Source organism: Persicobacter psychrovividus (genome assembly GCF_036492425.1).
In the GTDB taxonomy this organism is placed as follows: domain Bacteria; phylum Bacteroidota; class Bacteroidia; order Cytophagales; family Cyclobacteriaceae; genus Persicobacter; species Persicobacter psychrovividus.
Genome location: NZ_AP025292.1, coordinates 2,326,972 through 2,351,047, shown reverse-complemented (window position 1 = coordinate 2,351,047; position 24,076 = coordinate 2,326,972). Strand labels below are relative to the sequence as shown.

Annotated in this window: 22 protein-coding genes; 8 read left to right on the top strand and 14 right to left on the bottom strand. The window is 44.5% G+C overall.

Annotated features, from left to right (window positions below):
* Positions 1 to 58: 58 nt before the first annotated feature.
* A complete protein-coding gene (locus tag AABK40_RS10020; protein WP_338396958.1) occupies positions 59 to 2,494 on the bottom strand; it encodes a DNA topoisomerase 3 in 2,436 nt (811 codons plus the stop codon).
* Positions 2,495 to 2,545: 51 nt separating this feature from the next.
* A complete protein-coding gene (locus AABK40_RS10015) occupies positions 2,546 to 3,250 on the bottom strand; it encodes a 2-phosphosulfolactate phosphatase (protein ID WP_338396957.1) in 705 nt (234 codons plus the stop codon).
* Positions 3,251 to 3,405: 155 nt separating this feature from the next.
* Between AABK40_RS10015 and AABK40_RS10010 the strand changes: the two genes are divergently transcribed.
* Complete coding sequence (locus AABK40_RS10010; protein ID WP_332922235.1) at positions 3,406 to 3,984, top strand: hypothetical protein; 579 nt, start codon at positions 3,406 to 3,408, stop codon at positions 3,982 to 3,984.
* Between the two features lie 91 nt (positions 3,985 to 4,075).
* On the opposite strand, the gene AABK40_RS10005 is transcribed toward AABK40_RS10010, so the two are convergent.
* The 6 genes from AABK40_RS10005 to AABK40_RS09980 form a co-directional block, all read right to left on the bottom strand.
* Positions 4,076 to 4,561, bottom strand: coding sequence for a DUF4625 domain-containing protein (locus AABK40_RS10005; protein ID WP_338396956.1), 486 nt, complete (start codon positions 4,559 to 4,561; stop codon positions 4,076 to 4,078).
* An 84-nt stretch (positions 4,562 to 4,645) separates the two neighbouring features.
* On the bottom strand, positions 4,646 to 7,000 hold the full coding sequence (locus AABK40_RS10000; RefSeq protein WP_338396955.1) for a TonB-dependent receptor: 2,355 nt from the start codon (positions 6,998 to 7,000) through the stop codon (positions 4,646 to 4,648).
* Between the two features lie 118 nt (positions 7,001 to 7,118).
* Positions 7,119 to 7,838, bottom strand: coding sequence for a pirin family protein (locus AABK40_RS09995; protein ID WP_338396954.1), 720 nt, complete (start codon positions 7,836 to 7,838; stop codon positions 7,119 to 7,121).
* A 305-nt stretch (positions 7,839 to 8,143) separates the two neighbouring features.
* Positions 8,144 to 8,785 (bottom strand): SCO family protein, encoded by a 642-nt coding sequence (locus AABK40_RS09990; protein ID WP_338396953.1) that lies wholly within the window; start codon positions 8,783 to 8,785, stop codon positions 8,144 to 8,146.
* A gap of 124 nt (positions 8,786 to 8,909) precedes the next feature.
* Positions 8,910 to 9,143: a hypothetical protein gene (locus AABK40_RS09985; RefSeq protein WP_338396952.1), complete on the bottom strand. Its 234-nt coding sequence runs from the start codon at positions 9,141 to 9,143 to the stop codon at positions 8,910 to 8,912.
* Between the two features lie 94 nt (positions 9,144 to 9,237).
* Positions 9,238 to 10,071, bottom strand: a complete 834-nt coding sequence (locus AABK40_RS09980; RefSeq protein WP_338396951.1) for an MOSC domain-containing protein — start codon at positions 10,069 to 10,071, stop codon at positions 9,238 to 9,240.
* A 98-nt stretch (positions 10,072 to 10,169) separates the two neighbouring features.
* Here AABK40_RS09980 and AABK40_RS09975 point away from each other — a divergent pair, with 98 nt between their 5' ends.
* Complete coding sequence (locus tag AABK40_RS09975) at positions 10,170 to 11,240, top strand: M20/M25/M40 family metallo-hydrolase (protein ID WP_332922228.1); 1,071 nt, start codon at positions 10,170 to 10,172, stop codon at positions 11,238 to 11,240.
* A 65-nt stretch (positions 11,241 to 11,305) separates the two neighbouring features.
* Here the strand turns inward: AABK40_RS09975 and AABK40_RS09970 are convergent, their stop codons facing one another.
* The 4 genes from AABK40_RS09970 to AABK40_RS09955 all read right to left on the bottom strand — a co-directional run bounded on the left by AABK40_RS09970 (position 11,306) and on the right by AABK40_RS09955 (position 15,767).
* Positions 11,306 to 12,136 carry a DUF4846 domain-containing protein gene (locus AABK40_RS09970; RefSeq protein ID WP_338396950.1) on the bottom strand — a complete coding sequence of 277 codons (831 nt, stop codon included), beginning with the start codon at positions 12,134 to 12,136 and terminating at the stop codon, positions 11,306 to 11,308.
* A gap of 193 nt (positions 12,137 to 12,329) precedes the next feature.
* Positions 12,330 to 13,553 (bottom strand): 3-phosphoshikimate 1-carboxyvinyltransferase, encoded by a 1,224-nt coding sequence (locus AABK40_RS09965; protein WP_338396949.1) that lies wholly within the window; start codon positions 13,551 to 13,553, stop codon positions 12,330 to 12,332.
* A 3-nt stretch (positions 13,554 to 13,556) separates the two neighbouring features.
* Positions 13,557 to 14,600 carry a 3-dehydroquinate synthase gene (gene aroB, locus AABK40_RS09960; RefSeq protein WP_338396948.1) on the bottom strand — a complete coding sequence of 348 codons (1,044 nt, stop codon included), beginning with the start codon at positions 14,598 to 14,600 and terminating at the stop codon, positions 13,557 to 13,559.
* 78 nt (positions 14,601 to 14,678) lie between these two features.
* Positions 14,679 to 15,767, bottom strand: a complete 1,089-nt coding sequence (locus AABK40_RS09955; protein WP_332922224.1) for a bifunctional 3-deoxy-7-phosphoheptulonate synthase/chorismate mutase type II — start codon at positions 15,765 to 15,767, stop codon at positions 14,679 to 14,681.
* 172 nt (positions 15,768 to 15,939) lie between these two features.
* On the opposite strand from AABK40_RS09955, the gene AABK40_RS09950 reads away from it, so the two are divergent.
* From AABK40_RS09950 to AABK40_RS09930, 5 genes are all read left to right on the top strand, one after another.
* Positions 15,940 to 17,037, top strand: coding sequence for a proline dehydrogenase family protein (locus tag AABK40_RS09950; RefSeq protein ID WP_338396947.1), 1,098 nt, complete (start codon positions 15,940 to 15,942; stop codon positions 17,035 to 17,037).
* Positions 17,038 to 17,270: 233 nt separating this feature from the next.
* Positions 17,271 to 19,052: an aminopeptidase P family protein gene (locus AABK40_RS09945; protein WP_338396946.1), complete on the top strand. Its 1,782-nt coding sequence runs from the start codon at positions 17,271 to 17,273 to the stop codon at positions 19,050 to 19,052.
* Between the two features lie 199 nt (positions 19,053 to 19,251).
* Positions 19,252 to 19,497 carry a hypothetical protein gene (locus AABK40_RS09940; RefSeq protein WP_332922221.1) on the top strand — a complete coding sequence of 82 codons (246 nt, stop codon included), beginning with the start codon at positions 19,252 to 19,254 and terminating at the stop codon, positions 19,495 to 19,497.
* 229 nt (positions 19,498 to 19,726) lie between these two features.
* Positions 19,727 to 19,909, top strand: coding sequence for a hypothetical protein (locus tag AABK40_RS09935; protein WP_332922220.1), 183 nt, complete (start codon positions 19,727 to 19,729; stop codon positions 19,907 to 19,909).
* A gap of 175 nt (positions 19,910 to 20,084) precedes the next feature.
* Positions 20,085 to 21,047, top strand: a complete 963-nt coding sequence (locus AABK40_RS09930; protein WP_338396945.1) for a DUF4412 domain-containing protein — start codon at positions 20,085 to 20,087, stop codon at positions 21,045 to 21,047.
* A gap of 61 nt (positions 21,048 to 21,108) precedes the next feature.
* Here the strand turns inward: AABK40_RS09930 and AABK40_RS09925 are convergent, their stop codons facing one another.
* The gene (locus AABK40_RS09925; RefSeq protein WP_332918826.1) at positions 21,109 to 21,567 is read right to left on the bottom strand and encodes a DUF1569 domain-containing protein; all 459 of its coding nucleotides are present in this window, start codon (positions 21,565 to 21,567) and stop codon (positions 21,109 to 21,111) included.
* A gap of 220 nt (positions 21,568 to 21,787) precedes the next feature.
* On the opposite strand from AABK40_RS09925, the gene lysS reads away from it, so the two are divergent.
* Positions 21,788 to 23,533, top strand: a complete 1,746-nt coding sequence (lysS, locus tag AABK40_RS09920; RefSeq protein ID WP_338396944.1) for a lysine--tRNA ligase — start codon at positions 21,788 to 21,790, stop codon at positions 23,531 to 23,533.
* 57 nt (positions 23,534 to 23,590) lie between these two features.
* Here the strand turns inward: lysS and AABK40_RS09915 are convergent, their stop codons facing one another.
* Positions 23,591 to 24,022, bottom strand: a complete 432-nt coding sequence (locus tag AABK40_RS09915) for a hypothetical protein (RefSeq protein ID WP_338396943.1) — start codon at positions 24,020 to 24,022, stop codon at positions 23,591 to 23,593.
* Positions 24,023 to 24,076 lie beyond the last annotated feature (54 nt).

The following is a 24,076-nucleotide window of genomic DNA, read 5'->3' as shown; positions in this document are numbered from 1 at the left end:
AGTTTGACCTAAGGTAAGATCAAAAGTGTTTATAATCAACTCATTAATTCAAAAGATATTACTTGGGCTTTCCTGCGGTCTTTTCTGGTAAAAATTTAATTTGCCCTTTTTCATCAAAGCTGAGGTATGCATTGAATAGGGTTCCGTTTCCTGTCTTGAACCCCTTGATCAGGTTGGTTTTTCCTTTGCTGACGATCGCTTTAAATTGGGCGGAAGTCAGTTTTTTGCCATAGTTTTCAAAAGGGATTTTAAATCCGCAGGTTTTATATTGTTCGCAGCCGTAAGCCGTTTTTCCTTTGATCGTATTGGCGTTACAGATCGGGCATTTGAGGGTGTCTTCAGCTTTTTCCTGCAATTGCAATTTGAAGTCGGGCGTGAAGGACAGCTTTCCACTGACTTTTTGACCATCTTTCTGAAAACCTTTGATCATGCCACTGTCATTTTTTTCGAGCAGCCTGTACCATTGGGCATCGGTAATTTTTTTGCCCATAAATTCAAATGGCAAAATAAGGTTGCATTGTTGATGACGAACATTTTCGCAGCCATAGGCTGTTTTTCCTTTCAATAGTTTGCCTTTGGTACATTTCGGGCAGGTCATGCCTTCGATGGTTTTTTCGGCGGATTTTGTGGTGGCCGCAGGCTTCGTTTTCTGGCTTTTGGCATCCTGAATACTGATGTGTCCGCTGTAATCATTTTTTACTTCATGCACCAGCTGAATCAGCATTTGTTGCATTTCCTCGCGAAAATCAGCAGGGTTAAAAGTGCCTTTTTCAATCTGCCGAAGTTTGTACTCCCACTGCCCCGTGAGCTCGACGGATTTCAGCAGGTCGTTTTTGATCGTTTGAATCAGCTGAATGCCCGTTTGTGTGGGAATCAGGTTTTTCTTTTGTTTCTGAATGTATTTTCTGCGGAAAAGGGTTTCGATAATTGCCGCCCTTGTGGAGGGTCTGCCAATACCATTTTCCTTCAGGGCATTTCTCAGATCTTCAGCCTCAATATCTTCCTCCTCGCTAACCTCCTCTTCTTTAATCAGCTTACCCGCGGTTTCCATGGCACGGAGCAAGGTGGCTTCGGAATACTGCTTGGGTGGTTTGGTTTCCTTCTCCTGAAGTGTAGGCTGGTGTGGGCCACTTTCCCCGACTTCAAAAGCGGGCATCATCTGGTTTTCTTCTTCCCCTTTTTTCTGCTCTTCCTCCACCTTCTGGTTACTCAGAGCATATACATCGCGCCAGCCCATCTTAATGATCTGCTTACCGTTGGCCTTGAATTCCACCTTGGCTGCCTCGCCTAAAACAGCCGTTTTCGATACGATACAATCAGGGTAAAAGGCCGCAATAAATCGTAAGGCGATGGTCTGATATACCATCGTTTCTTGCTGATTCATGCCCGATGCCGTCACGTGGGTTGGAATAATGGCATGGTGATCGGTCACTTTTTTGTCATCAAAAACCTTTTTCGATTTACGGATCGGCTTTCCTCGCAGTGGGGCAGTGAGTGCCTCATAAGCCTTCATGGAGCCGAGGATACCCGCAATTTTTGGGTACATGTCATTGGGCAGGTAGGTGGTATCTACACGTGGGTAGGTGACCAGTTTTCGCTCGTAAAGTTGCTGAATAAGTTTCAGGGTCTGATCCGCCGAGAAGCCAAATTTCTTGTTGCATTCCACCTGCAATGCGGTCAGGTCAAAAAGGCGTGGAGGCGTTTCCTTGCCTTCTTTCTTGCTGTAATTCTTGATGGTGAAAGCCTCCTGCTTAATGGCTTCCATGGCCACCTGTGCTTTTTCTTTTTGCAGAAATCGCCCTTTGGCCGCCGAAAAATTCACCTCACGATATCGGGTTTTAAGCTCCCAGTACGGCGACGGTTTGAAGTTTTCAATTTCCAGGTACCGCTCAACAATCAGGGCAAGGGTAGGGGTTTGCACCCTTCCGATGGAAAGCACGCCTTTGCCCCCGCTGTATTTGAGGGTGTAAAGTCTTGTGGCATTAATGCCGAGTAGCCAGTCGCCGATAGCGCGAGCGCTTCCAGCAGCATAAAGGCGATCGAAGTCCTTGCCGTCTTTAAGGTTTTTGAAACCATCGACAATAGCCTCTTTGGTCAGGGAGGAAATCCATAATCGTTTGACGGGCACCTTACATTTTGCCTTGAGCAATACCCAGCGCTGAATCAGTTCCCCTTCCTGTCCTGCATCACCACAGTTTACCACTTCCGTCGCGCCCTGAATGAGTTTTTCAATGGTCTTGAACTGCTTTTTTACACCTGCATCGCCCATCACTTTTATGCCGAAGCTCTTGGGGAGGATCGGTAAGGTGCTGAGCCCCCAGCTTTTGAGATGGGGCGCGTAATCGTGCGGTTCTTTCAGGGTGCAGAAGTGCCCAAATGTCCATGTAATCTGATAGCCATTGCCTTGGTAGTAGCCATCGTGTCTTTCTTTGGCACCAAGGACCTCGGCAATTTCTCGTCCTACGGAGGGTTTTTCGGCAATACAAACAATCATGAATTTGGGCAGTAAAGGATGAATGAAAATTTAGGGAGGGTTTGCTGTTGGCTAAGCGAGGACGATCTCGCCATTAATAACCATTGGCACCACTTTATAAGTGTTGAGTGTCAGGGCAAAGTCGATGTCTTTTTGAATATCCATCTTGGCAAGGCGTTTGGCATGTGCAGATTGCGCCAAAAATCCTGCAAGGTCATTTTTTACGGCCTGATACATCACTTTTGTGGCCAGGGCGGCATCATCTTCAAGTTCAAATTCCCCCTCAAGTCCCGCTGCGACAGCGCCTGCAAAAAGGCTGTCTTCAAGGTTGAAGTTCCCTTGCCATCCAGCAGCAACCATCACAACATCTTTTTCCTGTGCTTTCAGGTAGGAGATGATGGCGTCGAGGTTAACAAAAGCACCGATCAGAATTTCGTCTGCGGCAGCGGATTTACTGATGGCCAAAGTACCGTTAGTGGTTGTGGCGGCTACCTTTTTGCCCGTTTTGGCCGCTTCCATATAATCAAAGGGGCTGTTACCCATATCGAAGCCGTCCACTTTTTTTCCGCCGCGTTCGGCAGCAGCAATGTAGCCTTTGGCCTGCAAAGCTTTGCATTCTTCCACCTGTGCTACGGGGGTAATGGAAGGGATGCCTTCGGCCATGCCTGTTACCATGCAGGTGGTGGCGCGCAATACATCAATAACAACGGCCACCTTTCCCTTGAGGTCGGAAAGGTGAATGAGCTCGGGAGTCAAACAGATCGATAGATTCTTCATACATCAGATTTTTAGAGGGTGCAATTTACGCAAGCTAATGAATTTATGAAATACCGAACTTATAAAGGAGGGCAGGATTCCCGCTGATTTTTTAAGATTGAATTTGTAGTGTGGGGGGATTGTGATATCTTAACGCAAGATAAACCTAACACAACATGAAACATCTATTTTTAATGGCGATGGCCATACTGATGAGCGTATCAGCTTTCGCACAGGTTGAGGGCATTGCGGATCACGTAACCCTGGAGACAAAAAACCGCCAAACGTATTTTGCTGTGCCAGGCTCTATTCGTATCTCGGCAACCAAAGAAAAGAAAAAATTATTCTCGAAGAAAAGTTCGAATTTTCAGGCTAAACGTATGGTGAAATTTCAGGACCATCAGGGGAAGCTGATCAGTTTGCCCGTTAATAGCCTGACAGAGAATTCCATGAGGAATTTGCATGTTGCCTATAACAATCAGGTGAACCGACCATTGAATCCTGAGGAGCGTATGGAGCTTTTCCGTCGGGCAAGAAATGGTGCCCGTGTGAAGTATGTAGTCGGTGGTGTTCTTGCAGGTGCAGGGGTGATTGTCGCTGGTGCTGTTACGGGAGGAATTGCCCCCGCAGTTTTATTTGCCACTGGAGGTGCTTTTGGTGCCTGGGGCTTTGGTCAGGACTGGGCGGCGAGCCGATACCTGAACATGGAAAAGCATGAGTTCCGTGCGGTAGATGATCTTCATGAAGATTTTTAACGCCCACGGTCAAAATAAAAAAATTGATCTAAAAAAAGCCATCCCGTTTTACGTGGGATGGCTTTTTTGTTACATCAGTAATGATCATCAATTAATGGTCGTGATCGTGATGGTGGATCAGTAAATCCTGGAATGTTTTATCTTCATTACCCAGTTGATCGATCACATAAATAGCGAAGTGGTATTTACCTTCAGCAATTTCTTCACCGTCGATCATTTCAGGTACGGTTACAATGTTCTCATCAATAGAAAGCGTTTTAGGATTTCCGTCTACTACAACAGTTTGGTCGTATTGCCACTCTTTACCTGTTGATTTCACACGGTGGTCATGGTCATGTCCTTCGCCAAAGTGGATGTCAATTTTATAACTCTTAATACCATTTTCGGCATTCAGTGCTGCATTCAAATAGAGCTCTTCTCCAGCTTCTACCAATGCCATTTCATGACCGTCGTGCTCTTCGGTTTCATTCGCCAGCTGAATGATTTTTACTGTTGGTGCCTGTAATTCATTTTCTGAGTTACTGCTACAAGCACAAAAGATCAGGCAGGCCAATGCCCATAAGCTTAATTTCTTCATGATAAATTGATGTTATTGTGATTTTGTATATGCAAACTTATTGCATCTTCGTGAATGAAGCAATCTTTTTGCAATAAAGTTGCATTAAAAATTCATCTTGACGGTCAGGCTGATATTTCGCCCCTGCTCTGGCAGGTTCAGCAAACGGTATCTGCTCAAATGATTCATATAGGTCTGATTGGTCAGATTATCGACTTTCAGCATAATATGATACTGTACATGAGGCATACAGATTTTCATGCCAGCGTGCAGGTTAATGAGCTGGTAACCTGGTGTTGTACGTTCATTTCTGTCTACCCTGTTCTGCGCAGCCGTCGCACGGTGTCCCGCCCCAATGTACAGGTCTTCAAACTGCGATCGGTGCCTCCAATGGTAACTGAATTCCACATAATTGGACGCTGGTGGCGTAAAAGGCAGCGGCAGGTTGGTGTCCAGGTTCAGGTTGTAAAGGTACTCAAAAGCATTGCTGAAACTGAGGTAGTTGGTTGGCTGATAGTTCACCGAAAACTCCGCTCCAGCATGAATGGCTTCAGCCTCTTTATAGTCGTAAATTTGTCCGGCATCGGGTAGGGGCGAGAACCGTCCACTGGGCCCGAGAAAGATATAATTTTCAAAATAGTTGAAAAATGGACTCAGCTCAACATGCCACTGCTCAGTACTGAAAGCGAGCCCGAGGTCAATCTGATAACCACGTTCTTCCTGTAGGCTTGCATCGCCTTGCTCATGCCTGAAAGTGCCATGATGCACCCCGTTCATGGTCAGTTCGGCCACTGTTGGCATACGGAACGTTTTGCCAAAATTGACTTTTGCGGTCCATTGTTCGCTGGGGCGGTAACTTAGTCCTATGGCACCCGACCAATTGCCTTCGGTACGGTCAATGTGTGGACTTCTGTTGATCCAGTAACCACTGTTTTGCCCTGGGCTGTATCGACTGCTGTCATTAAATTGCTCCACCTGATAAGCGAACAGGTCATAACGAAGGCCACCGCTCAGGCTCCATTTTTCATTCAGGTCTTTCTGAAAAAAAGTGGTGGCATAAACACTGGTATTGATATAGTTGGGCAGTAAAAATTCAAAACCATCGAAGTGGTGTTGCTGAAAGTTTCCGCCCATTCCAATACTCCAGTTGAAGCCCTCCCGCTGATGGTTATAGAGTGCTTCTGCGGAATAGTTGCGCAGGTTAAGCCCATGCGCCACATCGCCAGGGGATCTGTATTCTGGGTGGTCGGCAGGGTGTGCTTCTGGTCGGGAGCGTTCCTGTCGGTTATTTTGCTGCAACCCCAGGGTGATTTTCAGCCAGTCATCATTCAGTTTGAGGTCAGCGGTGAAAATGGCTTTTTGGTGCCGATTCACCTGCATGGGTAATTCTGGCCACCTGCTGGAAATCGGGAAATCATCGAGCCAGCCAAAAGAAGGAGTGCCTACCGCACCAGGAAAAAGCCCGACGGTCTGCTGGAAATCGGAAACCGCAAGGTTCAGGCGGCCCCATTTCTTTGCCGTTCCTACTTGCAAGCCCACCGATTGGTCGTGGCCATTGGTATTAACGAGCGTCTGCTCTTTAATGGGGAAGATAAAATCCAGGTATTCAAACTGGTCAGCAGGGACACGGTAGTTATTGAAAGAGGTGTAAGAACCCTCGGCAATGAAGTAATATCCGTGATGATTTCCACTGATTTTCAGTCCTGAACCTATGGCATCATTATTTGATTGATAGTTGGTGGTGAACTGCCCGTGAAAACTGTTGAGGGTGGGGACCTTGGCCAGTGATATTTTAACCACACCACCGATACCGTCCGAGCCATAAAGCAAACTCGCTGGGCCTTTGATAATCTCGACACTGTTGCTGTTGTAATTATCAATGGGCAGGCCATGGTCGGAACCCCACTGCTGACTTTCCTGCTTCACGCCACCATCATTGACAATCACCCGATTGCCGAACATCCCACGAATTACAGGTTTACTGATCCCCACGCCAGTGCTCAGGCTGTTGATTCCCGCCTGCTTGGTAAGGGCATCCACAAAGGTGCTTCCCCGTTGTTTTTCCAGTTCCTCCTCACTGATTTCCGTGATGGTCTGGCTTTGCTTTCGGCGTCTTTCTATTTCTTCGGCATTGATGATCACCTGCTCAAGTTCCCTGATTTCAGGCTCAAGCATAAAATTACATTTCTGGTGATTTTGGTGCAGGTTGATGTTCTTTCGGCTGGGCAAATAACCCAGATAACTGGCAAATACGGTATGGTGACCGTCAGGAACTTCGGGGAAATTGTATCTGCCGTTGAGATCGGTGAGGGTGTTGAGTTGTCCGTCATTGATGTACACCACCACACCAATTAAGGGGGTTTTGGTGTCATGATCCAATACCTGCCCCTTGATCGCATGATGCTGGGCGAAGATTTGATGGGAAAGAAATAGGCTGAAAAGCAGTAAAAGTTGTTTCATTGTTTATGCAATATAATTGCAAAAATGAACAAATTATTCGCCCGCGCAAAGTGAAATTCCGATTTTATGACACCAAAACCCGAAGTGATATTCAGGTTTTGGCGTACTGCTGTGCACTTTAGTGCAATTCAAGCATCGGGATTTCGATCAGCAGGACTTTACTGTTTTGCGTCGCAGTGATTTGTACTTGCTCGCTTGCTTCAATACCTACGGCATCCCGTTTGCCGAGCGTAAGATCTTTGCCCATCGAAATTTCTCCTTCCATTACGAACAGATAAATTCCGTGTTCAGGCTTTGTCAGGTGGTAATCCACCGCTTTTCCCGCTTCCAGTTCGGAGATCGCGAAGGTTGCTTGCTGATTGATCCAAAGGGCATTTTCGTCCGAAGGGCTTACTACTGTTTGCCATTGATTCTGTCGGCCTTCCTGCGCAAATATTTTTTGATCGTAGCGAGGTTCTATATTGCGTTTTTCGGGAATCACCCAGATTTGTAAAAGGTTCGTGTGCTGATCTTTGTTCGGGTTAAATTCAGAATGTTGAATCCCTGAGCCCGCAGACATAATTTGTACTTCTCCTTCATGAATAACTTCCTCTCTGCCTGTGCTGTCGCGGTGCTTGAGTTCCCCTTCCATCGGAATGGTTACAATCTCCATATTATCATGAGGGTGCGTGCCAAAGCCCATGCCTGGAGCAATGATATCATCATTTAAGACTCTGAGTGCGCCAAAATGCACTTTTTTTGGATCGTACCATTGGCCGAAGCTGAAGCTGTGGTGAGCATTGAGCCACCCATGATTTGCATGTCCTCTTTCTGTTGCTTTGTGTATTGTCGTTTTCATGGTTTTGTCTGATTGTTTATTGGTTAGGACGGCAGGAGATTGTGGAGGTTGCTATTTGGATTAAAAAAATGTTACGCGTATTGTATTTTCTTGGAATAAGTCGCTTTCATCTAAAAAAAAGAGGCTATCCTGTTTCTGGATAGCCTCAAAAGAGGGGAATAAGTTATACTTATTGAGTATTATTGATGACAGCAGAATATATGGATGATCAGCCCTGTTTTTTGCCTGATCAGCGCAATATTTCCCTTGTCATTTAAGCGCGTGTTGAAAACTTAAAATTTGCAGTAGGATGGAAGGCTATATCGCTACGGTTTCGATTTTAGCAGTTTGGGGATGTCGTTGATGAGTCGGTCAACCTGATCCTCTTTGGTGCCATCATATAATCCTCGGATGTGCCCTTGCTGATCGACGAGGATGAATGCACCACTGTGAATAAACCCGCCTGGAGCTTCAGGGTCTTCAAGTGCACTGACCATATAACTTTCCTGACCAACACGATAGATATCTTGCTTCTCACCAGTAACAAAATTCCACTTTGGTGCCTGTACCCCGAGCTGATTTGCAAATTTGTGCAAAACGGCTACATTATCGTGGTCAGGGTCGATGGAGTGCGACAGGATTTTTACCTGATCGTTGTCTTTGAAATGTTCGTAAACCCGAATCATCTGTGTTTTCATGATTGGGCAGATGGTCGGGCAGGTGGTGAAGAAGAAATCCGCGACATATACTTTGCCGTCATAGTCTGCATTACTGACGGTTACTGAATCTTGGTTGAGGAAGGAAAATGATCCAATTTTGTGATAAACGGTATCCTGGCTAAGCTTGCCATCTACCGTAGTTTCCACTGGTGTCCGCGGCCCGAGGATGGGCAATGGTTTATCGTTGTTGCTGTTACAGGCAGAAAGAATCCCCAGCGCTAAAAATAGTTGAATAAAGGTCTTTTTCATCGAAATGCTGATGTTGATTGTTATGCATTCGAGTTAGCACTTTCTGTTTAAAAAAGGAAGAAATTGCCCATGATTTGCGCAGGGCTTTTTGGCTGATACGGTCAGGCGTTCAGCAGTAAGTCCATTATTTTGAAAATTTGAGTTTATAAATTGCCAGGCTTAAACCGATAAGTATCAGAATGCCTACTCCCTGATTAATGGGTACAACGGGAATGTTGTCCGCTGTAGGAGGGGCCGAGGAGAAACCAATACTGCTCACCAACAAAGAGGGGTTTGGCAATACAGATATTGCATATTGGTCGAACGATTGAGTGAACTGCGTAGCAGGGAGGGTATTTGAAAAAAATGGTGTTAACATAGTAGTATAGTTTTGGGGGGTAATCTTTTCTACTATGTTAACGCGCTGATGTTACCTTACATAATATGGGGTGGTGTATTATTTAGGGTGAATATCAACCAATTGTTTTTACAGGATTTTCCTTTTTTTCAACAACAGTCAGTAAGTAGCCTAGCTTGATTTCGCCATCGTCAAGGGAGTAACAGTTTTCCCCAAAAATGCCGTTATCTTTCCAGTTGCGTAATTTCATGAGGGTTTTTAAAGGCTCATTTCCTGTTTTTTCGCCCGTTTTTGGGTTCAGGGTGGTCACTTTACATCGGCCACATGGCTTCGCACCCATGAGTGTTAGCTGATTGATTTGTAGTTCTTTCCATGTGTTTTCTTCCCATGCTTGTGCACCGCTCACCACAATATTTGGTCGGAAACGCTCCATTTCCAATGCCATGCCGCTTTTTTGCGCCAAGTCTTCCAGACTTGCCTCGTTGGCGATCAGGATCGGGAAACCGTCCGCGAAGCTTACTGCTACTTCATCATCTTCAGTGTATTTTTTTGAAGCCATTCGTTGGCGGTTATTGGGCAGCTGAACCAAAGCGCAAGGCTTGTTGAGTTTTTCCGAAAACCAGGCATTACAGGCCTCATTGACCTCCTGTGCCTCCAGTTCGTCGTCCCAGATTTTCACGGTTCGCATAGGGCCTTCCGCCTCATATGGAACATGGAGGGCATCCCCCCCAATACGGTGGGTTACTTTCAGGCCCTGAGAGCTGATTTCTGGGAGCAATTGAGCCATGACCGAAAGGGTTCGCTGGGTCATGAATCGGCCATTTTCATCGACGAGCATCCATCGCCGATCATATTGAAGTCCTTCTTCTTCAACTTGTACTTTATTGAGAGAAATAGCACCCAACGATTTGATGGGATAGACATAGATGGAAGATACTGTGATCGGCATTATTTTATTTTTTAATATTAATGATCAAATATAGTGTGTGGTCCGTAGAATCACTAAATTGTCTCAATAAAATATACATTCAAACTAAAGTGTCGATTATGGACCAGAAAAGCCAAGACTTTTTATATCGTTATTTGAATGCCAATGCGCCTACGGGCTTTGAAGTGGCAGGTCAGAAAATTTGGTTAGACTATATTAAACCGTATATCGACGAGTACTTTGTAGACAATTACGGTACCGTTGTCGGGGTGGTTAATCCTGAGGCAGAATATAAGGTCGTGATTGAAGCACATGCCGATGAAATTGCCTGGTATGTGAATTATATCGATGATAAAGGCTACCTGTATGTTGCCCGTAACGGAGGTTCTGATTTTGAAATCGCCCCTTCGATGCGTGTGAAAATTCACGGTGAAAATGGTGTGGTTGATGGTATTTTCGGCTGGCCAGCAATTCACGTTCGTGGAGGAAAAGAGGGGCCTAAGCCAAATGCAGAGAAACTGACCATTGATGTGGGCGCCCACAGTAAAGATGAAGTTAATGAACTTGGTATTCAGGTAGGGACGGTCGTTACTTTCGATCAGGACCTGACGGAACTGAACAACCGCTATTTATGTGGCCGTGCACTGGACAACCGTATTGGTGGTTTTATGATTGCTGAGGTGGCTCGTCGATTAAAAGAAGGGAATGTTAAATTGCCTTTCGGACTGTATATCGTAAATGCGGTGCAGGAAGAAGTCGGCCTCAATGGCGCACGTATGGTTACTGACCGTATCAAGCCTGATGTGGCCATTGTGACGGATGTTTGCCATGATACGCAATCGCCACTTTACAATAAAATCAAGCAAGGGGACTTTAGTGCGGGCGATGGCCCAGTGCTGACGATTGCGCCTGCGGTGCATAATAACCTGCTGAAAATTTTATTCGATACCGCCAAGAAGCACGATATTGCTTATCAGCGTGCGGCTTCTTCAAGATCAACAGGAACAGATACCGATGCTTTTGCCTATTCAAATGGCGGGGTAGTTTCAGCCTTGATTTCCCTTCCGTTGAAGTATATGCACACCACGGTGGAAATGACGCACAAAGATGATGTCGAAAGTGTTATTCAGTTAATTTTTAACGCTTTGCAACAGATAGAGGATAAGCACGATTTCCGATATTTCAGTTAATCGTTTCGTGATTTATGAGCATAGAAAAGCCCTCCAATATGGTGGGCTTTTTTTCTTCGCGCAAGCTAAAACCGTCGGATTTTTGGATTGGTAAAATACCATCTTGAGGAGTGGAATGGACCTTCGGTAGGAATATCGAACCAAGGGCCGTAGGTTCCTCCCTGATCCATCACATGAATAGACTGCGCAGGCATATAACTCTGAGCAAGGAGATAGACGAACTTCCCCTGACTGTTTTTTGCACGATCAACGATAATGACCGCGTGGCCAGGACTTCCGCCCTTCACAATAACATCCCCAATTTGATAGTTTCCTTGCGCCCGATTCACGGTTTTTAAATCTCTTTCCACCGAGATTGTCCCCGCATACATAAAGATAATGTCCAGGTATTTTCTGAACGATTGATAAGAATGATTTTCGGAGGCTGTTTTTTTAAACTTCACTTTGTTGCCACTGACAATCGGCCGAATCCCTTGGGCATAATCCAACCATTTGAAATTGTGCCCACTGGTGAATTTAAATTCAATTTCGGCTTTACGGTCGGTTTTCCATAGATATTCAGCCCGCAAGCGCAAAACAGCATCAGCACACTGTTGGAGGTTTCTTTTACCGACATCATAATTGATGATGGCGATATGGCTGTTTTGGTTACTGATAGGAACGCCATTATACTGAATCACTTCGCTGCCCTCTGGTTGGAGCGGCAGATTTTCGAGGAACTCTCCCCAGGAATCTCTGGGCTGTGTTGCTCTCTTGAACCCTTCAGGGGGAAGGATGCGCTGCTTTAAAATAGCCGTATTGGGCACAGAGAATTGTTCGGATGCTTTTTGATTACAGGCCGTAATAGCGACACAGATCAATAAGATGAAAAAGTTATTTTTTTGAAAAATACACATTATGTAATTGTAATGATGCGAATAATAGACAAATGTATCTATAATTAATCAAAAAAATTAACAAGTGAGATCGGCTATAATAGAAAAAGTGGCTGTTGATTTGTGATCGGCTAATCGAGGGAGAACCCTGTCTGTTGCCTGTCACTGATCATCAGCCACTTTCATGCAAATAAGCAATAAAACGGAGTGGGATTTATACCGTCACCTTTTCCAAATCTTGCCAAAAATCAGGATATGATTTTTTCACCACTTCCTCTTCTTCAATTTCCAGTTCCATCAAAAGGCAAAGAGGCGCAAAGGCCATCGCCATTCGGTGATCTTCATAGGTGTTGATCACAGGTTTGATTTTGGTAGGGAAACCATCAGCATTTGGTGTAATCATAAACTCGAAAGGGTCATTGATTGGGCTCACCGTTACACCAAACTTGGCCAGCTGTTCCTGCAAAGCAAGGGTGCGGTCCGTTTCTTTAATTCTTAACGACTGCACGCCTTTGAAGTGTGCGGTAACATTAAGCGCCGCACAAGTAACGGCCACTGTTTGCGCAAGGTCAGGGCATTTATTGAAATCAAAAACCACAGGGTTTTTGGTTACTTCGCCATGGTTCCAGATGCGTAAACCACCCTCCTCAAAACGAGCAGATACCCCAAGTGGGTTCATCAGTTCAATGATGGCCTTGTCGCCTTGCGTGGAGTGTTCCTTCAGTCCTCTTAAAAATAGTTCACTGTCTTTTTGAAGTGCCACGGCTGAAAACCAATAGGAAGCTCCCGACCAGTCGGATTCTACAGAGAAAGCTGAAGCGGTATAACTTTGAGGGCTGATTTCAAAGCTGCGTTCGTTGATTTCCTTCACCTCTACGCCAAATTGGCGCATCAAATCGATGGTCATCTCAATATACGGACGACTGTTTACATCGCCAGTGAGGTTTAATTTCAGTCCTTTAGGCAGTAAAGGGGCCGTCATTAAAATAGCAGAGATATACTGGGAAGAGGTATCGCCGCGCATCTCGAGGGTATCGGCTTTTTGCTGATCAAAACTTTTGATCTTGAAAGGCGGGAAGCCGTCGTTTTTCAGGTATTCAATATCTGCTCCCAGGCTGCGCAGGGCATCTACCAAAATTCCAATTGGGCGCTCCTGCATGCGGGCAGTCCCCGTCATGATTTTTTTGCGGTTGGTTATCGCAGCGTATGCCGTCAGGAATCGCATGGTGGTTCCAGCGTCAAGGACATCCCAGATTTCCTGATCTTCACGCAGCAGGCGGATCATCGTTTGTGAATCCCTTGCATTGGAAATGTTATTCAGTTTGGCGGGCTTTTCCGCCAAAGCATTGATGACCAGCGCACGGTTGCACTCACTCTTGGAGGCTTCCATCGGGACGGTCGCCCCTTTGGTCAGCGACTTCTTGGTTAATGAAAGCATAGGTTATAGCGTTTGATAGTATTTTAGGGCAGAAATGATCTCTTCAGTGGTGATTTCAATATCGAAGCCACAATCGCCTACCGCCAATAGCAGCGAGGCTTTGATCTTTCCCGTGTCATTTTTTTTATCCTGCAAAGCATGTTTTGCAATCACATTAAAATTCTCATTACTGAGGTCTACCTTGTCGTAAATTTTTAATGTGTAGTTCACAATTTCGGCCAAATTTTCCTTGCTGATGTAGCCTTGCTCTGCCGAAAGGTAAGTCTCGGCAATCATACCGATCGCTACTGCTTCCCCATGAAGCAGGCGGCCCTGATCATGATTGAGGAAATGACTCTCTACAGCATGTCCAATGGTATGTCCGAAATTTAATATTTTCCGCAGCCCTTTTTCTGTAGGGTCTTCCTGTACCACGGCATATTTTACCCCGATAGAATGCGCGACATGCGCCTTCCAGTCCTGCTGTTCGAGGGCGTGTTTTTGAATCTCAAGCCAGTAATGCTGATCACGGATGAGGCAATGCTTGATGATTTCCGCATAGCCAGAACGGATCTCCTGTGAGGGTAGTGTTTTTGTGAAATCGGTAAAAACGAGGACACTTTCAGGCTCTTTAAATAGCCCAATGTGATTTTTATATGGCCCAAAATCAACTCCGAGTTTGCCGCCAACGCTGGCGTCAACTTGCGCAAGCAAGGTGGTGGGCAAGTTCAGAAACCGAATGCCCCGTTTGTAAGTTGCCGCACAAAAACCGCCCATATCGCCGATTACACCTCCGCCTAAATTAATAAACAGGGCTTTTCGGTCGAAGGCTGCCGAGGTCATTTGTTCCCAAATATGCTGGCAGGTGCCGAAGTTTTTGTGCTCTTCGCCGCTTTTGATTTCAATGATTAATGTGCTGTCAGGAAGGACAGGCTGAATCAGCGGGAGGCAGTGTTCTTTGGTGTTTTCATCCACCAGAACCGCCAGCTGGCTGAAGGTCGTTGCATCTAAAAATCCCCTTAAACTTTGCTGTATGTCAGAGGTGATATCAATGGTATTTGGCAACATATCCAATAAAAGGTTATTGATAAAAAAAAGGGGTACAGGTGCTGAACCTATACCCTCTTTATCTTTGGTAAGCGCAGCTTAGGCTTTGCTCTCAGTTTCGCTCATGATCAATGTCTGACGACGGATCGCCGCATCGTGGATCAATGAGAAGATGTTCTCCATGAATTCCTGATTCAGGTTCAAATCTTCTGCCCACTCAGTACGAGCCTGCATCATTTCTTTGTAGCGGTTCACCTGAAATACCGTTACTTTGTTGTCTTTTTTGTACTCACCAATTTGATCAACAATTTTCATGCGCTCTGCAAGCGTATCGAAAATCTCACGGTCGATCTCATCAATGCGCTCACGCATCTCTGCCAAATGGTTCTGAACCTCAGGGTTGTCCGTGTTTGATTTACGGATCACCAATGATTCCAAAATCTCTTTCAAAGCGGCAGGAGTTACCTGCTGAGCAGCATCAGACCAAGCCTCTGCAGGGTTGATATGAGATTCGATGATCAAGCCATCATAAACCAAGTCCATTGCTTTTTGAGAAAGCGACTGGATCAACTCACGGTCACCAGCGATGTGAGAAGGATCACAGATCATTGGCATCTCAGGGTATTTACGCTTCAATTCCAAAGCAATCTGCCATTGTGGCAAGTTGCGGTATTTTACTTTTTTTGAAGTCGAGAACCCACGGTGAATTGCACCAAGTTTCGTAATTCCTGCCTGATTCAGGCGCTCCAAAGCACCAATCCATAACGCCAAATCTGGGTTCAATGGATTCTTCACAAATACAGGAACATCGTTTCCTTTCAATGCGTCGGCAATCTCCTGGATTGTAAAAGGGTTCACGGTTGAACGTGCACCAATCCAAAGAATGTCGATGCCATATTTCAATGCCAATTCCACGTGTTGCGCGTTGGCTACCTCAATGGCAAATTTAACATCTAATTTTTTCTTGATATTCTGAATCCACTGCAAAGCGTCTTCACCAATACCTTCAAAAGTACCTGGGCGGGTACGAGGTTTCCAAACACCTGCACGGATGATTCTGATTCCGTTGTTATATAATTCGGTAGCGGTGTTGAATAATTGTTCTTCAGTTTCTGCTGAGCAAGGTCCAGCAATAATCAATGGCTGATCTCCTTGGTCATTCCAAGCACTAAGTCGTTCGATTTGCATGGTGTATTGTTGTTGAAAAATACAGAAAATCTCCTATATTAGGCTGATTTTACGTATCAAAATATATAATTGTCTAAATTAATTAAGTATGGTGGAAATAAATCCAGTTAATTTCAGTGATACATATAAAGCGTTTAGATCAAAATCAAATACAGATCTTTGGCGCAGTTATATGCTTTTCAAAACGATCAACTATCCCACAGTTGTAAATTTAGGAACTTCTTTTGTAAATGTAGCATTGAAGTTCCGATTACCCGTTAAAAATATAGTAAAAGCGACGCTTTTTAAACAATTCTGTGGTGGAGAATCGATCCAAGATAGTAAAAATACAATAGAGGAGTTAAATAAATATAGAATTGGAACAATATTAGACTATTCTGTTGAAGGAGAATCAACCGAAGAAGCTTTTGATGCCACCTATAGGGAAACGCTCAGGACCATTGAGGAAGCGGCAGAGAATGATAAAATTCCATTTTGTGTATTTAAACCCACAGGTATGGGGGATGTTGCGCTATGGACCAAGATCTCCAATAAGGAAACCCTCAACGAAGTGGAGAAGCAATCCTTCAAAGCGATTCGCCAGCGGTTCGATGGTTTGTGTCGAGCAGCTTCCGAATCAGGAAAGCCCATTTTGATTGATGCTGAGGACAGTTGGTATCAGGATGCGGTGGATAGCCTGGTTACAGAAATGATGGTCGCCCATAATCAAGATCGTCCGATTGTGTACAATACTTTTCAGATGTACCGAAAAAACATGGTGGAAAGAATGCGCCGCCTGCACGAAATAGTGAAGGAATCTGGCGCTTATTTTGGGGCAAAGCTGGTGCGCGGTGCCTATATGGAGAAGGAAGCTGAACGCGCAGAGAAGTATGGTTATGAAAACCCCATCAACCCAACGAAAGAAGCCACAGACAATATGTATAATGATGGGCTTCGGTACTGTATGGAGCACCTTGACAGTATTGGGCTGATTTCCTGTTCGCATAATGAAGCGTCAGCACAGTTGTTGATCGACCTGATGCAGCGCCACAACCTGAAAGATCATGACCCACGGGTTTGCTTTGCACAGTTATATGGAATGAGCGACCACCTGTCCTATAATTTGTCGGATCATGGTTACAATGTGGCCAAATATGTGCCTTATGGCCCTGTAGAGAAGGTGATGCCCTATTTATTCCGAAGGGCGGAAGAAAACACCTCCGTCGCAGGCCAAAGCAGCCGCGAGCTCAACCTGATCATGGAAGAACTCGATCGCCGCAAAGCGAAATAATTTTTTACCCAACGCTTACCTACTTTTTTATATTGAAAAACAAACCCGATCTGTACAGGTCGGGATTTTTGGTTTTATGGGTGTGTACTGGGCTGCAACAAAAAAGAAGGCCATTTTTGATCCCCCCTTGAATCCGCTGTTCTTGATATATAAAGTTCATTTTCCCGCCTGCAGGGGCTTGATTCGTGAATTATTCGCATTAAATTAGCCATTAGAGTAAACGCAACAGAGAAATGACTATAAATGAAAGATTAACAGCTTTACGTTCAGAGATGCAATCTGCTGGCGTGAGTGCGATCATCGTTCCTGCCAACGATGCCCATCAAAGTGAATATATTGCCGACCGTTTTGCTTGCCGCGAGTGGATTTCTGGCTTTACGGGTTCTGCGGGTACCGTGGTGGTAACGATGAACCATGCTGGACTGTGGACGGACTCCCGCTACCTGATTCAGGCGGAGGAAGAACTGTCGGAAAGCGAGTTTGAGCAACACCAGTTAAAAGTTCAGGGAGCCCCAGAATATATCGATTTCCTTGCTGAAAACCTCAAGAAGGGGGATACTGTGGGCATCGACGGACAATTGTTCTCCTTGAATGTGTATCAGGCCCTGATGGAGCAACTGGAGACGAAAGACATTTGTGTTAATGCGCAATTCGATCCTTTTGAAGTGATCTGGAAGGACCGCCCTGAGATGCCTGAAGCCAAATTTTTTATTCACCCAATGGCGTATGCTGGGCAGTCGGTGAGTGAAAAACTGACCGCTATCAGAGCAAAAATGAAGGCTGAAGGAACCGACGCCCTGATGGTTGAGGCGCTTGATGAAATCGCCTGGATGCTGAACCTTCGTGGTGCCGATGTGGATTGCAACCCTGTGGGATATGCCTATTTGAGCATAGAAACCGATCGTGCCACTTTATATACCGCAGCAGGGAAAATTACGGAAGAAGTTAATGCGCACCTGCAAGAGGCAGCGGTAACGGTCGCAGATTACACCGCAGTTTTTAACTGGTTGTCGAAAGGGACTTTTGAGCATTTATGGATTGACCCTGCCCGTTTCTCTATTCATCATTATGAGTTGCTTGAAGAAGGCAAAGAGGTTTGTGTGGCACCATCTCCTGTTCAGTTTTTGAAAATGATCAAGAATGAAGCAGAACTGAAAGGGATGCGCAATGCGATGATTAAAGATGGCGTTGCCCTGACTAAATTCTACAAGTGGGTAGAAAAGGTAGCGGCTGCCGAAGGAAAAACGGAGGCGCAATGTGCAGAACGCCTGAAAGCCTTCAGGGCGGAACAGGACGGCTATGTTGGAGAAAGTTTTTCAGCGATTGTGGGTTATCAGGGGAATGGGGCTATTGTCCATTACAGACCACAAGACCCAAAAGCCAAAAGCCTGCGTGGTGAAGGGATGTTGTTGATTGATTCTGGTGGGCAGTATAAAGACGGCACAACGGACATCACCAGAACATTTTATATCGGAACGCCTGCGGCTGAACATAAAAAAGCCTATACTTTGGTGTTGAAAGGACACATAGGGATAGAGCGTATCGTTTTTCCTGCAGGTTATGCTGGTCCGCAAATTGATGTGCTTGCACGTCATGAATTATGGGCAGAAGGCATGAACTATGGCCATGGCACAGGACACGGCGTGGGCGCCTTCCTGAATGTTCATGAAGGACCAATAGGTTTTGGAAACAAAGGCGTAACTGGAGGCACTCCTTTTGAAGTCGGGATGGTGGTTTCTGATGAACCAGGATTCTACAAAACGGATGCTTATGGTATCCGACTTGAAAACCTGATTACCGTGAAGGAGATTTACAACAATGAATTCGGGCAGTTTTTAGGTTTTGAGTCCCTTACCCTTGCACCATTTGAACCAAAACTGATCGAGGTTTCGATGTTGTCGGCCAAAGAAATTGAGTGGCTGAATGCATATCATCAGCAGGTGTTGGAAGTGCTTTCGCCATTGCTTGATGCGGAAGAACAAGCCTGGCTGAAAGCCAAATGTGCGCAATTCTAAGCCTGAAAAATACGATCATCAAGATTTAATTAAAAACCGATGGGTAGCAACTCGTCGGTTTTTTTTGGTTTCAAGATGATCAATATATGACGAGCGGTTGTGTTTTTGTTAATAATTATAGGTCGATGTTGATGTTTTAATAATTATTTTGCATTTTAATGCTAACGTAATTAATTTTTATACTTGACCACACAGACCTATGAATGTATCTTATGGCGTAAAATTGACCGTTTCTCAGGAAACGCTTTGGGACTTGGAAAAAATCCACCCAGAATTAAGCCTTAGCGAAGATTGTAATTTGGGAGAGGAATCGCTCAATCGGGTGATCCATAAATTGGAAACACTTTTCGGCATTAACCTCGATCCAGAAAGTGACTTTGCAATGAAAACCGTTGGAGATCTTGAGATGGCTTTTCAGCAGAAATTACGACACACACAAATCTAAGCACCCCGACCAGGTAAGGTTGATGTAATATATTCTGACAAAAAATTATTCTTAGGCTGAAAGACCCCTTCAATGAGGTCATCAGTACAGATTGTAGCGATCATTCAGCCACTAAAAAAGAGGCGTATTTTTGTCAGATTATTGTTTTTGTAAAAGGATTATTTATGTATAATTGAGGAGTGTTTGACACTTAAACATATTTATAGTTTTTTTTAATTTTTCCCCCAGCATGAAAAATAAAGCGGGCAAAAAAAGAACAGACGCCCAATGGTATGGAAATGAAGATGGTGGACGCCAGGCTTCAAAAAGAAACAAAGTGCCAAAATCCAAACGGAGCTATTTCGATCAGGATGATGGCAATGAAGAAGACTTTGACTTGTCGATGATCAAGGGTCGAAGAGAGTACTTATAAAACCGTTCAGCTAAAGGCGATCCGCAAGGTCGTCTTTTTTATTTGCCCAAAATTATCGGGGATAATTGGGGCTTTTTATTGTCTTATGTTTTGAATGTGCACTTTGTTGGGGCAAATCGGCAACATTCGGGCTATTTTAAGTTTTATGCTGTTGTAACCAGCAAAATTTAGGATCATGAAAAAGCTTTGGGTTGTGGTGGTGGTCTCGCTGTTGGCGATGAATAGCTATGCACAGGATAATTCAGGAAATACAGAAACGCAGGGGGATCGTGTTGAAAATCCCGACAATAAAACCGATGACAGTATAGACACTGGGCTGGAAAAAGTGGGGAACTTTTTCTTCGGTAAAAAGAAAAAAGCCAAGAAAGATGCCACCAAAGAGCAGGCTTATGACCGACAGAAGGCGGGGAAGTTTTTTGGGATGATGAAGGCCATCAATGAGCCGGTGGAATATCAGAAATATTATGCCTTTGACCGACAGGTTGAAATGAAGGTGACCAATACTTCCAAGAAAGGGAAAGTGGAGGAAAATCACCTGCATTTATTGATTCCTCATGATGATGCAACCCATTGGGGAATGGCCATGCTGTCGCCGAATAATAAAAAGAAAGACGACCGCAGTGTTTTTATATATGACACCAATAATAAGGCAGTAATTTCCTTGAACGAAGAGCGGGGAGAGAAATCAGGCGTGGCCATGGCGATGGATATGGATCAGATGACACAGGATGCTATTGATGCCCAATATGAGGAGGCGATGGAAAAAGGGGAAGCCCCAGGGACTGAAGTAGCTTTTGTGAAGACGGGGAAAACAAAAAATATTCACGGCTATGAGTGTGAGCATTATATGCTTGACAGCGATGAACATCAGGGGGAATTTTGGATTGCACCAGATTTTGAGCACGACAACTCGCCCTTCTTCAGCACCTTTGCCAAGCAGTCGAAGAAGCGCTCAAAAACCTTTGACCTCAAGGATGCCCCTACGGGATTCATTATGGAAATGAATGGGAAGGACAAGAAAAAGGGTACCACATATGGTTATGAAGTTACCAACATATCCGATGAGGATATCAATTATGAAATGTCACACTGGAATGTTCAGTCTATTCACGAGATGATGGAACAACAAGAAGATTAATGGTGGGTTATAGTTAGTTAATTAGGTGAAAGAAGGGGGATGGTTTCCCCTTTTTTTCTTTTTAGACTTCAAACTGAAGCAAGTGATGGTGCAGGTGCCGATACATTGCCCAGCCCATTTCCGCTTTGGTCATTAACCCATAAAGCGGATGCGTGTGTTCACCATAAGCCGTGTCGAGCTTCTTCTTAAATTGGGTCAGCGCTTTAATCAGGCGTGCTTTTTCCTTGTCAAAGTCCTTTTCTTCTAATTGTACAAATTGTGGATGCGTTTTGTGATTCCGCTGGTATGGGGTAGGCGAAATACTCTCCTTTTTTATATATGCTTTATAGAGTGTCGAAAGCAAAGAAGTGCCATTCAGTAATTTACTGCCATTGCACACCTCTTGTACTTCAGCACAATGCGAGAACATCTGTGCCACGCTCATGGCGCCCCAGGTGGGCAGGCTGTCTTTGTTTAGTAAATGTAGGCGCTCGATGCAGTCTTGAAAAGTTTCATCTTCGTGCAGGTATCTTTTTTCCATAACATACGATCGTTTTTCTGAGTCGAAATTTAAACTTTTTTCGGATAGGGGAAATAAAAATTCCCTTAGAAATGATTTATAAGTCATATATCTTGCCAATCCGTCGGTCTCTCTTTGTTCTTCACATTAGTTTCTGTATTTTTGCACCCGAAAAGTGTCGATAGGTAAGTGCGAGAGAATTTTATCCGCATGGCCTAACATTCTATACGAACAAAATAACATGCATTTAAGCGAACAAGAAATCAGAAGACGTGATGAGCGTGAAGCGCTCATGCAGATGGGGATCAACCCTTATCCTGCCGAAGAATTTGTAGTAAGTACAACTGCCGAAGAGATCAAGGCAAACTTCGACAAGCGCCCTGATGATTTTAAGGAGATCACTGTTGCAGGTCGCATCATGTCTCGTCGAATTATGGGGAATGCGTCTTTCGCAGAGATTAAAGATGGCACAGGAAGAATCCAGGTTTACTTCCGTCGTGATGACATCTGCCCAGGAGAAGACAAAACGATGTACAACCAGGTATTCAAGAAGATGTTGGATATGGGGGATATCATCGGAATCAAAGGGTATGTATTCAAAACGCAGGTAGGTGAGCTTTCTGTTTACGTTACTGAGTTCAAGCTTTTGACCAAGTCTTTGCGTCCACTTCCAGTAGTGAAGGAAACCAAAGATGCGGAAGGAAATGTCGTGAAGCACGATGCATTTACGGATCCAGAGATGAGATACCGTCAGCGTTATGTGGATTTGATCGTCAATGACAATGTAAAAGACACTTTCATCAAGCGTACCAAAATCGTTAATGCGATGCGTAACTTCTTCAACGAAGCAGGTTACTTGGAAGTGGATACGCCAATCCTTCAGTCAATCCCTGGTGGTGCTTCGGCACGTCCGTTCATCACGCACCACAACGCCTTGGACATTCCATTGTACATGCGTATTGCCAATGAGTTGTACTTGAAGCGTTTGATCGTTGGTGGTTTTGACGGTGTTTACGAATTCTCCAAAAACTTCCGTAACGAAGGAATGGACCGTACGCACAACCCAGAGTTCACCGCCATGGAGATCTATGTTTCTTACAAAGATTACAACTGGATGATGGACTTCACCGAGCGTTGTTTGCAACACATCGTGAAAACAGTTCATAATGGCGAAACGAAAGTTTCTGTGGATGGTACCGAGATCGAATTCGGTGGTAACTTCCGTCGTGTATCGATGATCGATGCGATCAAAGAAAATACAGGTGTTGATATCACTGGAATGGATGTTCCTGAATTGTTGGCCGTTTGTAAAGACTTGGGCATCGAGACGGATGAAACCATGGGTAAAGCCAAATTGATCGACGAAATCTTCGGCGAGAAATGTGAAGGCAACTACATCCAGCCAACTTTCATCACCGATTACCCAGTGGAGATGTCTCCATTGTGTAAGCGTCACCGCGACAATCCTGAATTGACCGAGCGTTTCGAGTTGATGGTGAACGGTAAAGAAATCGCCAATGCTTATTCTGAGTTGAATGACCCAGTAGATCAGCGTGCGCGTTTCGAGGAGCAAATGGCATTGATGGACAAAGGAGACGACGAGGCGATGTTTATCGACCACGACTTCTTGCGTGCATTGGAATACGGTATGCCACCTACCTCAGGTTTGGGTATCGGTATCGACCGTTTGGTGATGTTGCTGACGAATAACGTTTCTATCCAGGAAGTATTGTTCTTCCCTCAAATGAAACCAGAAAAACGTCCTGTTTACATGTCTGACGCAGACTATATCGAATTAGGCGTAGCCGAAGATTTGATTCCTGTACTTCAGAAATTGAACCTGATCCAAAAAGAAAACTTCAAAGAATTGCAAGCCAACAAACTTCACCAAGACGTTTGCGGAATGCGTAAAAAATTGAAGTTGAAGGATGTTAAAAATCCTACCAAAGAAGAAGTAGAAGCATGGTTGGAAAAGGTGAATGCCTAAGCTGATCTGTCTTTAAGATATATTTGAATGAGAAAGGAGCCTTTTGGGGCTCCTTTTTTATTTTTTTAAAATCCGGCCTTTTTCGTTAATAAAGTACTGTTCACATTCACTGGACGAGAAATAGAGGACGTCTTTTTTCTGATCATACCCCATCTTTTTTGTCGTTACTTCAATATTATCCAGGCTTTCTATTTTTCCAAAAACAGATCCCCAATCTGAAGCTTCAGAACCTACCACAATTTTGTCGATATGCTCACCTGAATTTGATATTGTCAACAGAATATAGCTTTTGCCTACGCTAAACCGTTCTGGGATAACAACAGTCTTGAAGTTGTTTCCACTTGGTATATTCACTCCCAAATAATAACTGTATTGGCGTTCCTCTTCGGAGAAGTAGATTTTGTCTTGTAATGCCTCAGTAATAAAAAGGCTGTCAGTTAGTTGAAGATTTGAGTTTAATTTTATTTTAGGAATTGGACCAAAATGCATCGGTAGTGATATAGATGGGAATTTCGAAATTACACAATTAATTTTTTCCTGTTT

What these genes read in the sequence shown, in the direction of transcription:
- AABK40_RS09940 (WP_332922221.1), top strand. Translation starts at nt 19,252, where the DNA reads ATGAATGTATCTTATGGCGTAAAATTGACCGTTTCTCAGGAAACGCTT.
- AABK40_RS10005 (WP_338396956.1), bottom strand. Translation starts at nt 4,561, where the DNA reads ATGAAGAAATTAAGCTTATGGGCATTGGCCTGCCTGATCTTTTGTGCT.
- AABK40_RS09970 (WP_338396950.1), bottom strand. Translation starts at nt 12,136, where the DNA reads ATGTGTATTTTTCAAAAAAATAACTTTTTCATCTTATTGATCTGTGTC.
- AABK40_RS09985 (WP_338396952.1), bottom strand. Translation starts at nt 9,143, where the DNA reads ATGTTAACACCATTTTTTTCAAATACCCTCCCTGCTACGCAGTTCACT.
- AABK40_RS09955 (WP_332922224.1), bottom strand. Translation starts at nt 15,767, where the DNA reads ATGCAAATCGAACGACTTAGTGCTTGGAATGACCAAGGAGATCAGCCA.
- AABK40_RS10020 (WP_338396958.1), bottom strand. Translation starts at nt 2,494, where the DNA reads ATGATTGTTTGTATTGCCGAAAAACCCTCCGTAGGACGAGAAATTGCC.
- AABK40_RS09925 (WP_332918826.1), bottom strand. Translation starts at nt 21,567, where the DNA reads ATGGAAAAAAGATACCTGCACGAAGATGAAACTTTTCAAGACTGCATC.
- AABK40_RS09915 (WP_338396943.1), bottom strand. Translation starts at nt 24,022, where the DNA reads ATGCATTTTGGTCCAATTCCTAAAATAAAATTAAACTCAAATCTTCAA.
- AABK40_RS09965 (WP_338396949.1), bottom strand. Translation starts at nt 13,553, where the DNA reads ATGCTTTCATTAACCAAGAAGTCGCTGACCAAAGGGGCGACCGTCCCG.
- lysS (WP_338396944.1), top strand. Translation starts at nt 21,788, where the DNA reads ATGCATTTAAGCGAACAAGAAATCAGAAGACGTGATGAGCGTGAAGCG.
- AABK40_RS09975 (WP_332922228.1), top strand. Translation starts at nt 10,170, where the DNA reads ATGGACCAGAAAAGCCAAGACTTTTTATATCGTTATTTGAATGCCAAT.
- AABK40_RS09990 (WP_338396953.1), bottom strand. Translation starts at nt 8,785, where the DNA reads ATGAAAAAGACCTTTATTCAACTATTTTTAGCGCTGGGGATTCTTTCT.
- AABK40_RS09935 (WP_332922220.1), top strand. Translation starts at nt 19,727, where the DNA reads ATGAAAAATAAAGCGGGCAAAAAAAGAACAGACGCCCAATGGTATGGA.
- AABK40_RS09980 (WP_338396951.1), bottom strand. Translation starts at nt 10,071, where the DNA reads ATGCCGATCACAGTATCTTCCATCTATGTCTATCCCATCAAATCGTTG.
- aroB (WP_338396948.1), bottom strand. Translation starts at nt 14,600, where the DNA reads ATGTTGCCAAATACCATTGATATCACCTCTGACATACAGCAAAGTTTA.
- AABK40_RS09950 (WP_338396947.1), top strand. Translation starts at nt 15,940, where the DNA reads ATGCTTTTCAAAACGATCAACTATCCCACAGTTGTAAATTTAGGAACT.
- AABK40_RS10000 (WP_338396955.1), bottom strand. Translation starts at nt 7,000, where the DNA reads ATGAAACAACTTTTACTGCTTTTCAGCCTATTTCTTTCCCATCAAATC.
- AABK40_RS09930 (WP_338396945.1), top strand. Translation starts at nt 20,085, where the DNA reads ATGAAAAAGCTTTGGGTTGTGGTGGTGGTCTCGCTGTTGGCGATGAAT.
- AABK40_RS09995 (WP_338396954.1), bottom strand. Translation starts at nt 7,838, where the DNA reads ATGAAAACGACAATACACAAAGCAACAGAAAGAGGACATGCAAATCAT.
- AABK40_RS10010 (WP_332922235.1), top strand. Translation starts at nt 3,406, where the DNA reads ATGAAACATCTATTTTTAATGGCGATGGCCATACTGATGAGCGTATCA.
- AABK40_RS10015 (WP_338396957.1), bottom strand. Translation starts at nt 3,250, where the DNA reads ATGAAGAATCTATCGATCTGTTTGACTCCCGAGCTCATTCACCTTTCC.
- AABK40_RS09945 (WP_338396946.1), top strand. Translation starts at nt 17,271, where the DNA reads ATGACTATAAATGAAAGATTAACAGCTTTACGTTCAGAGATGCAATCT.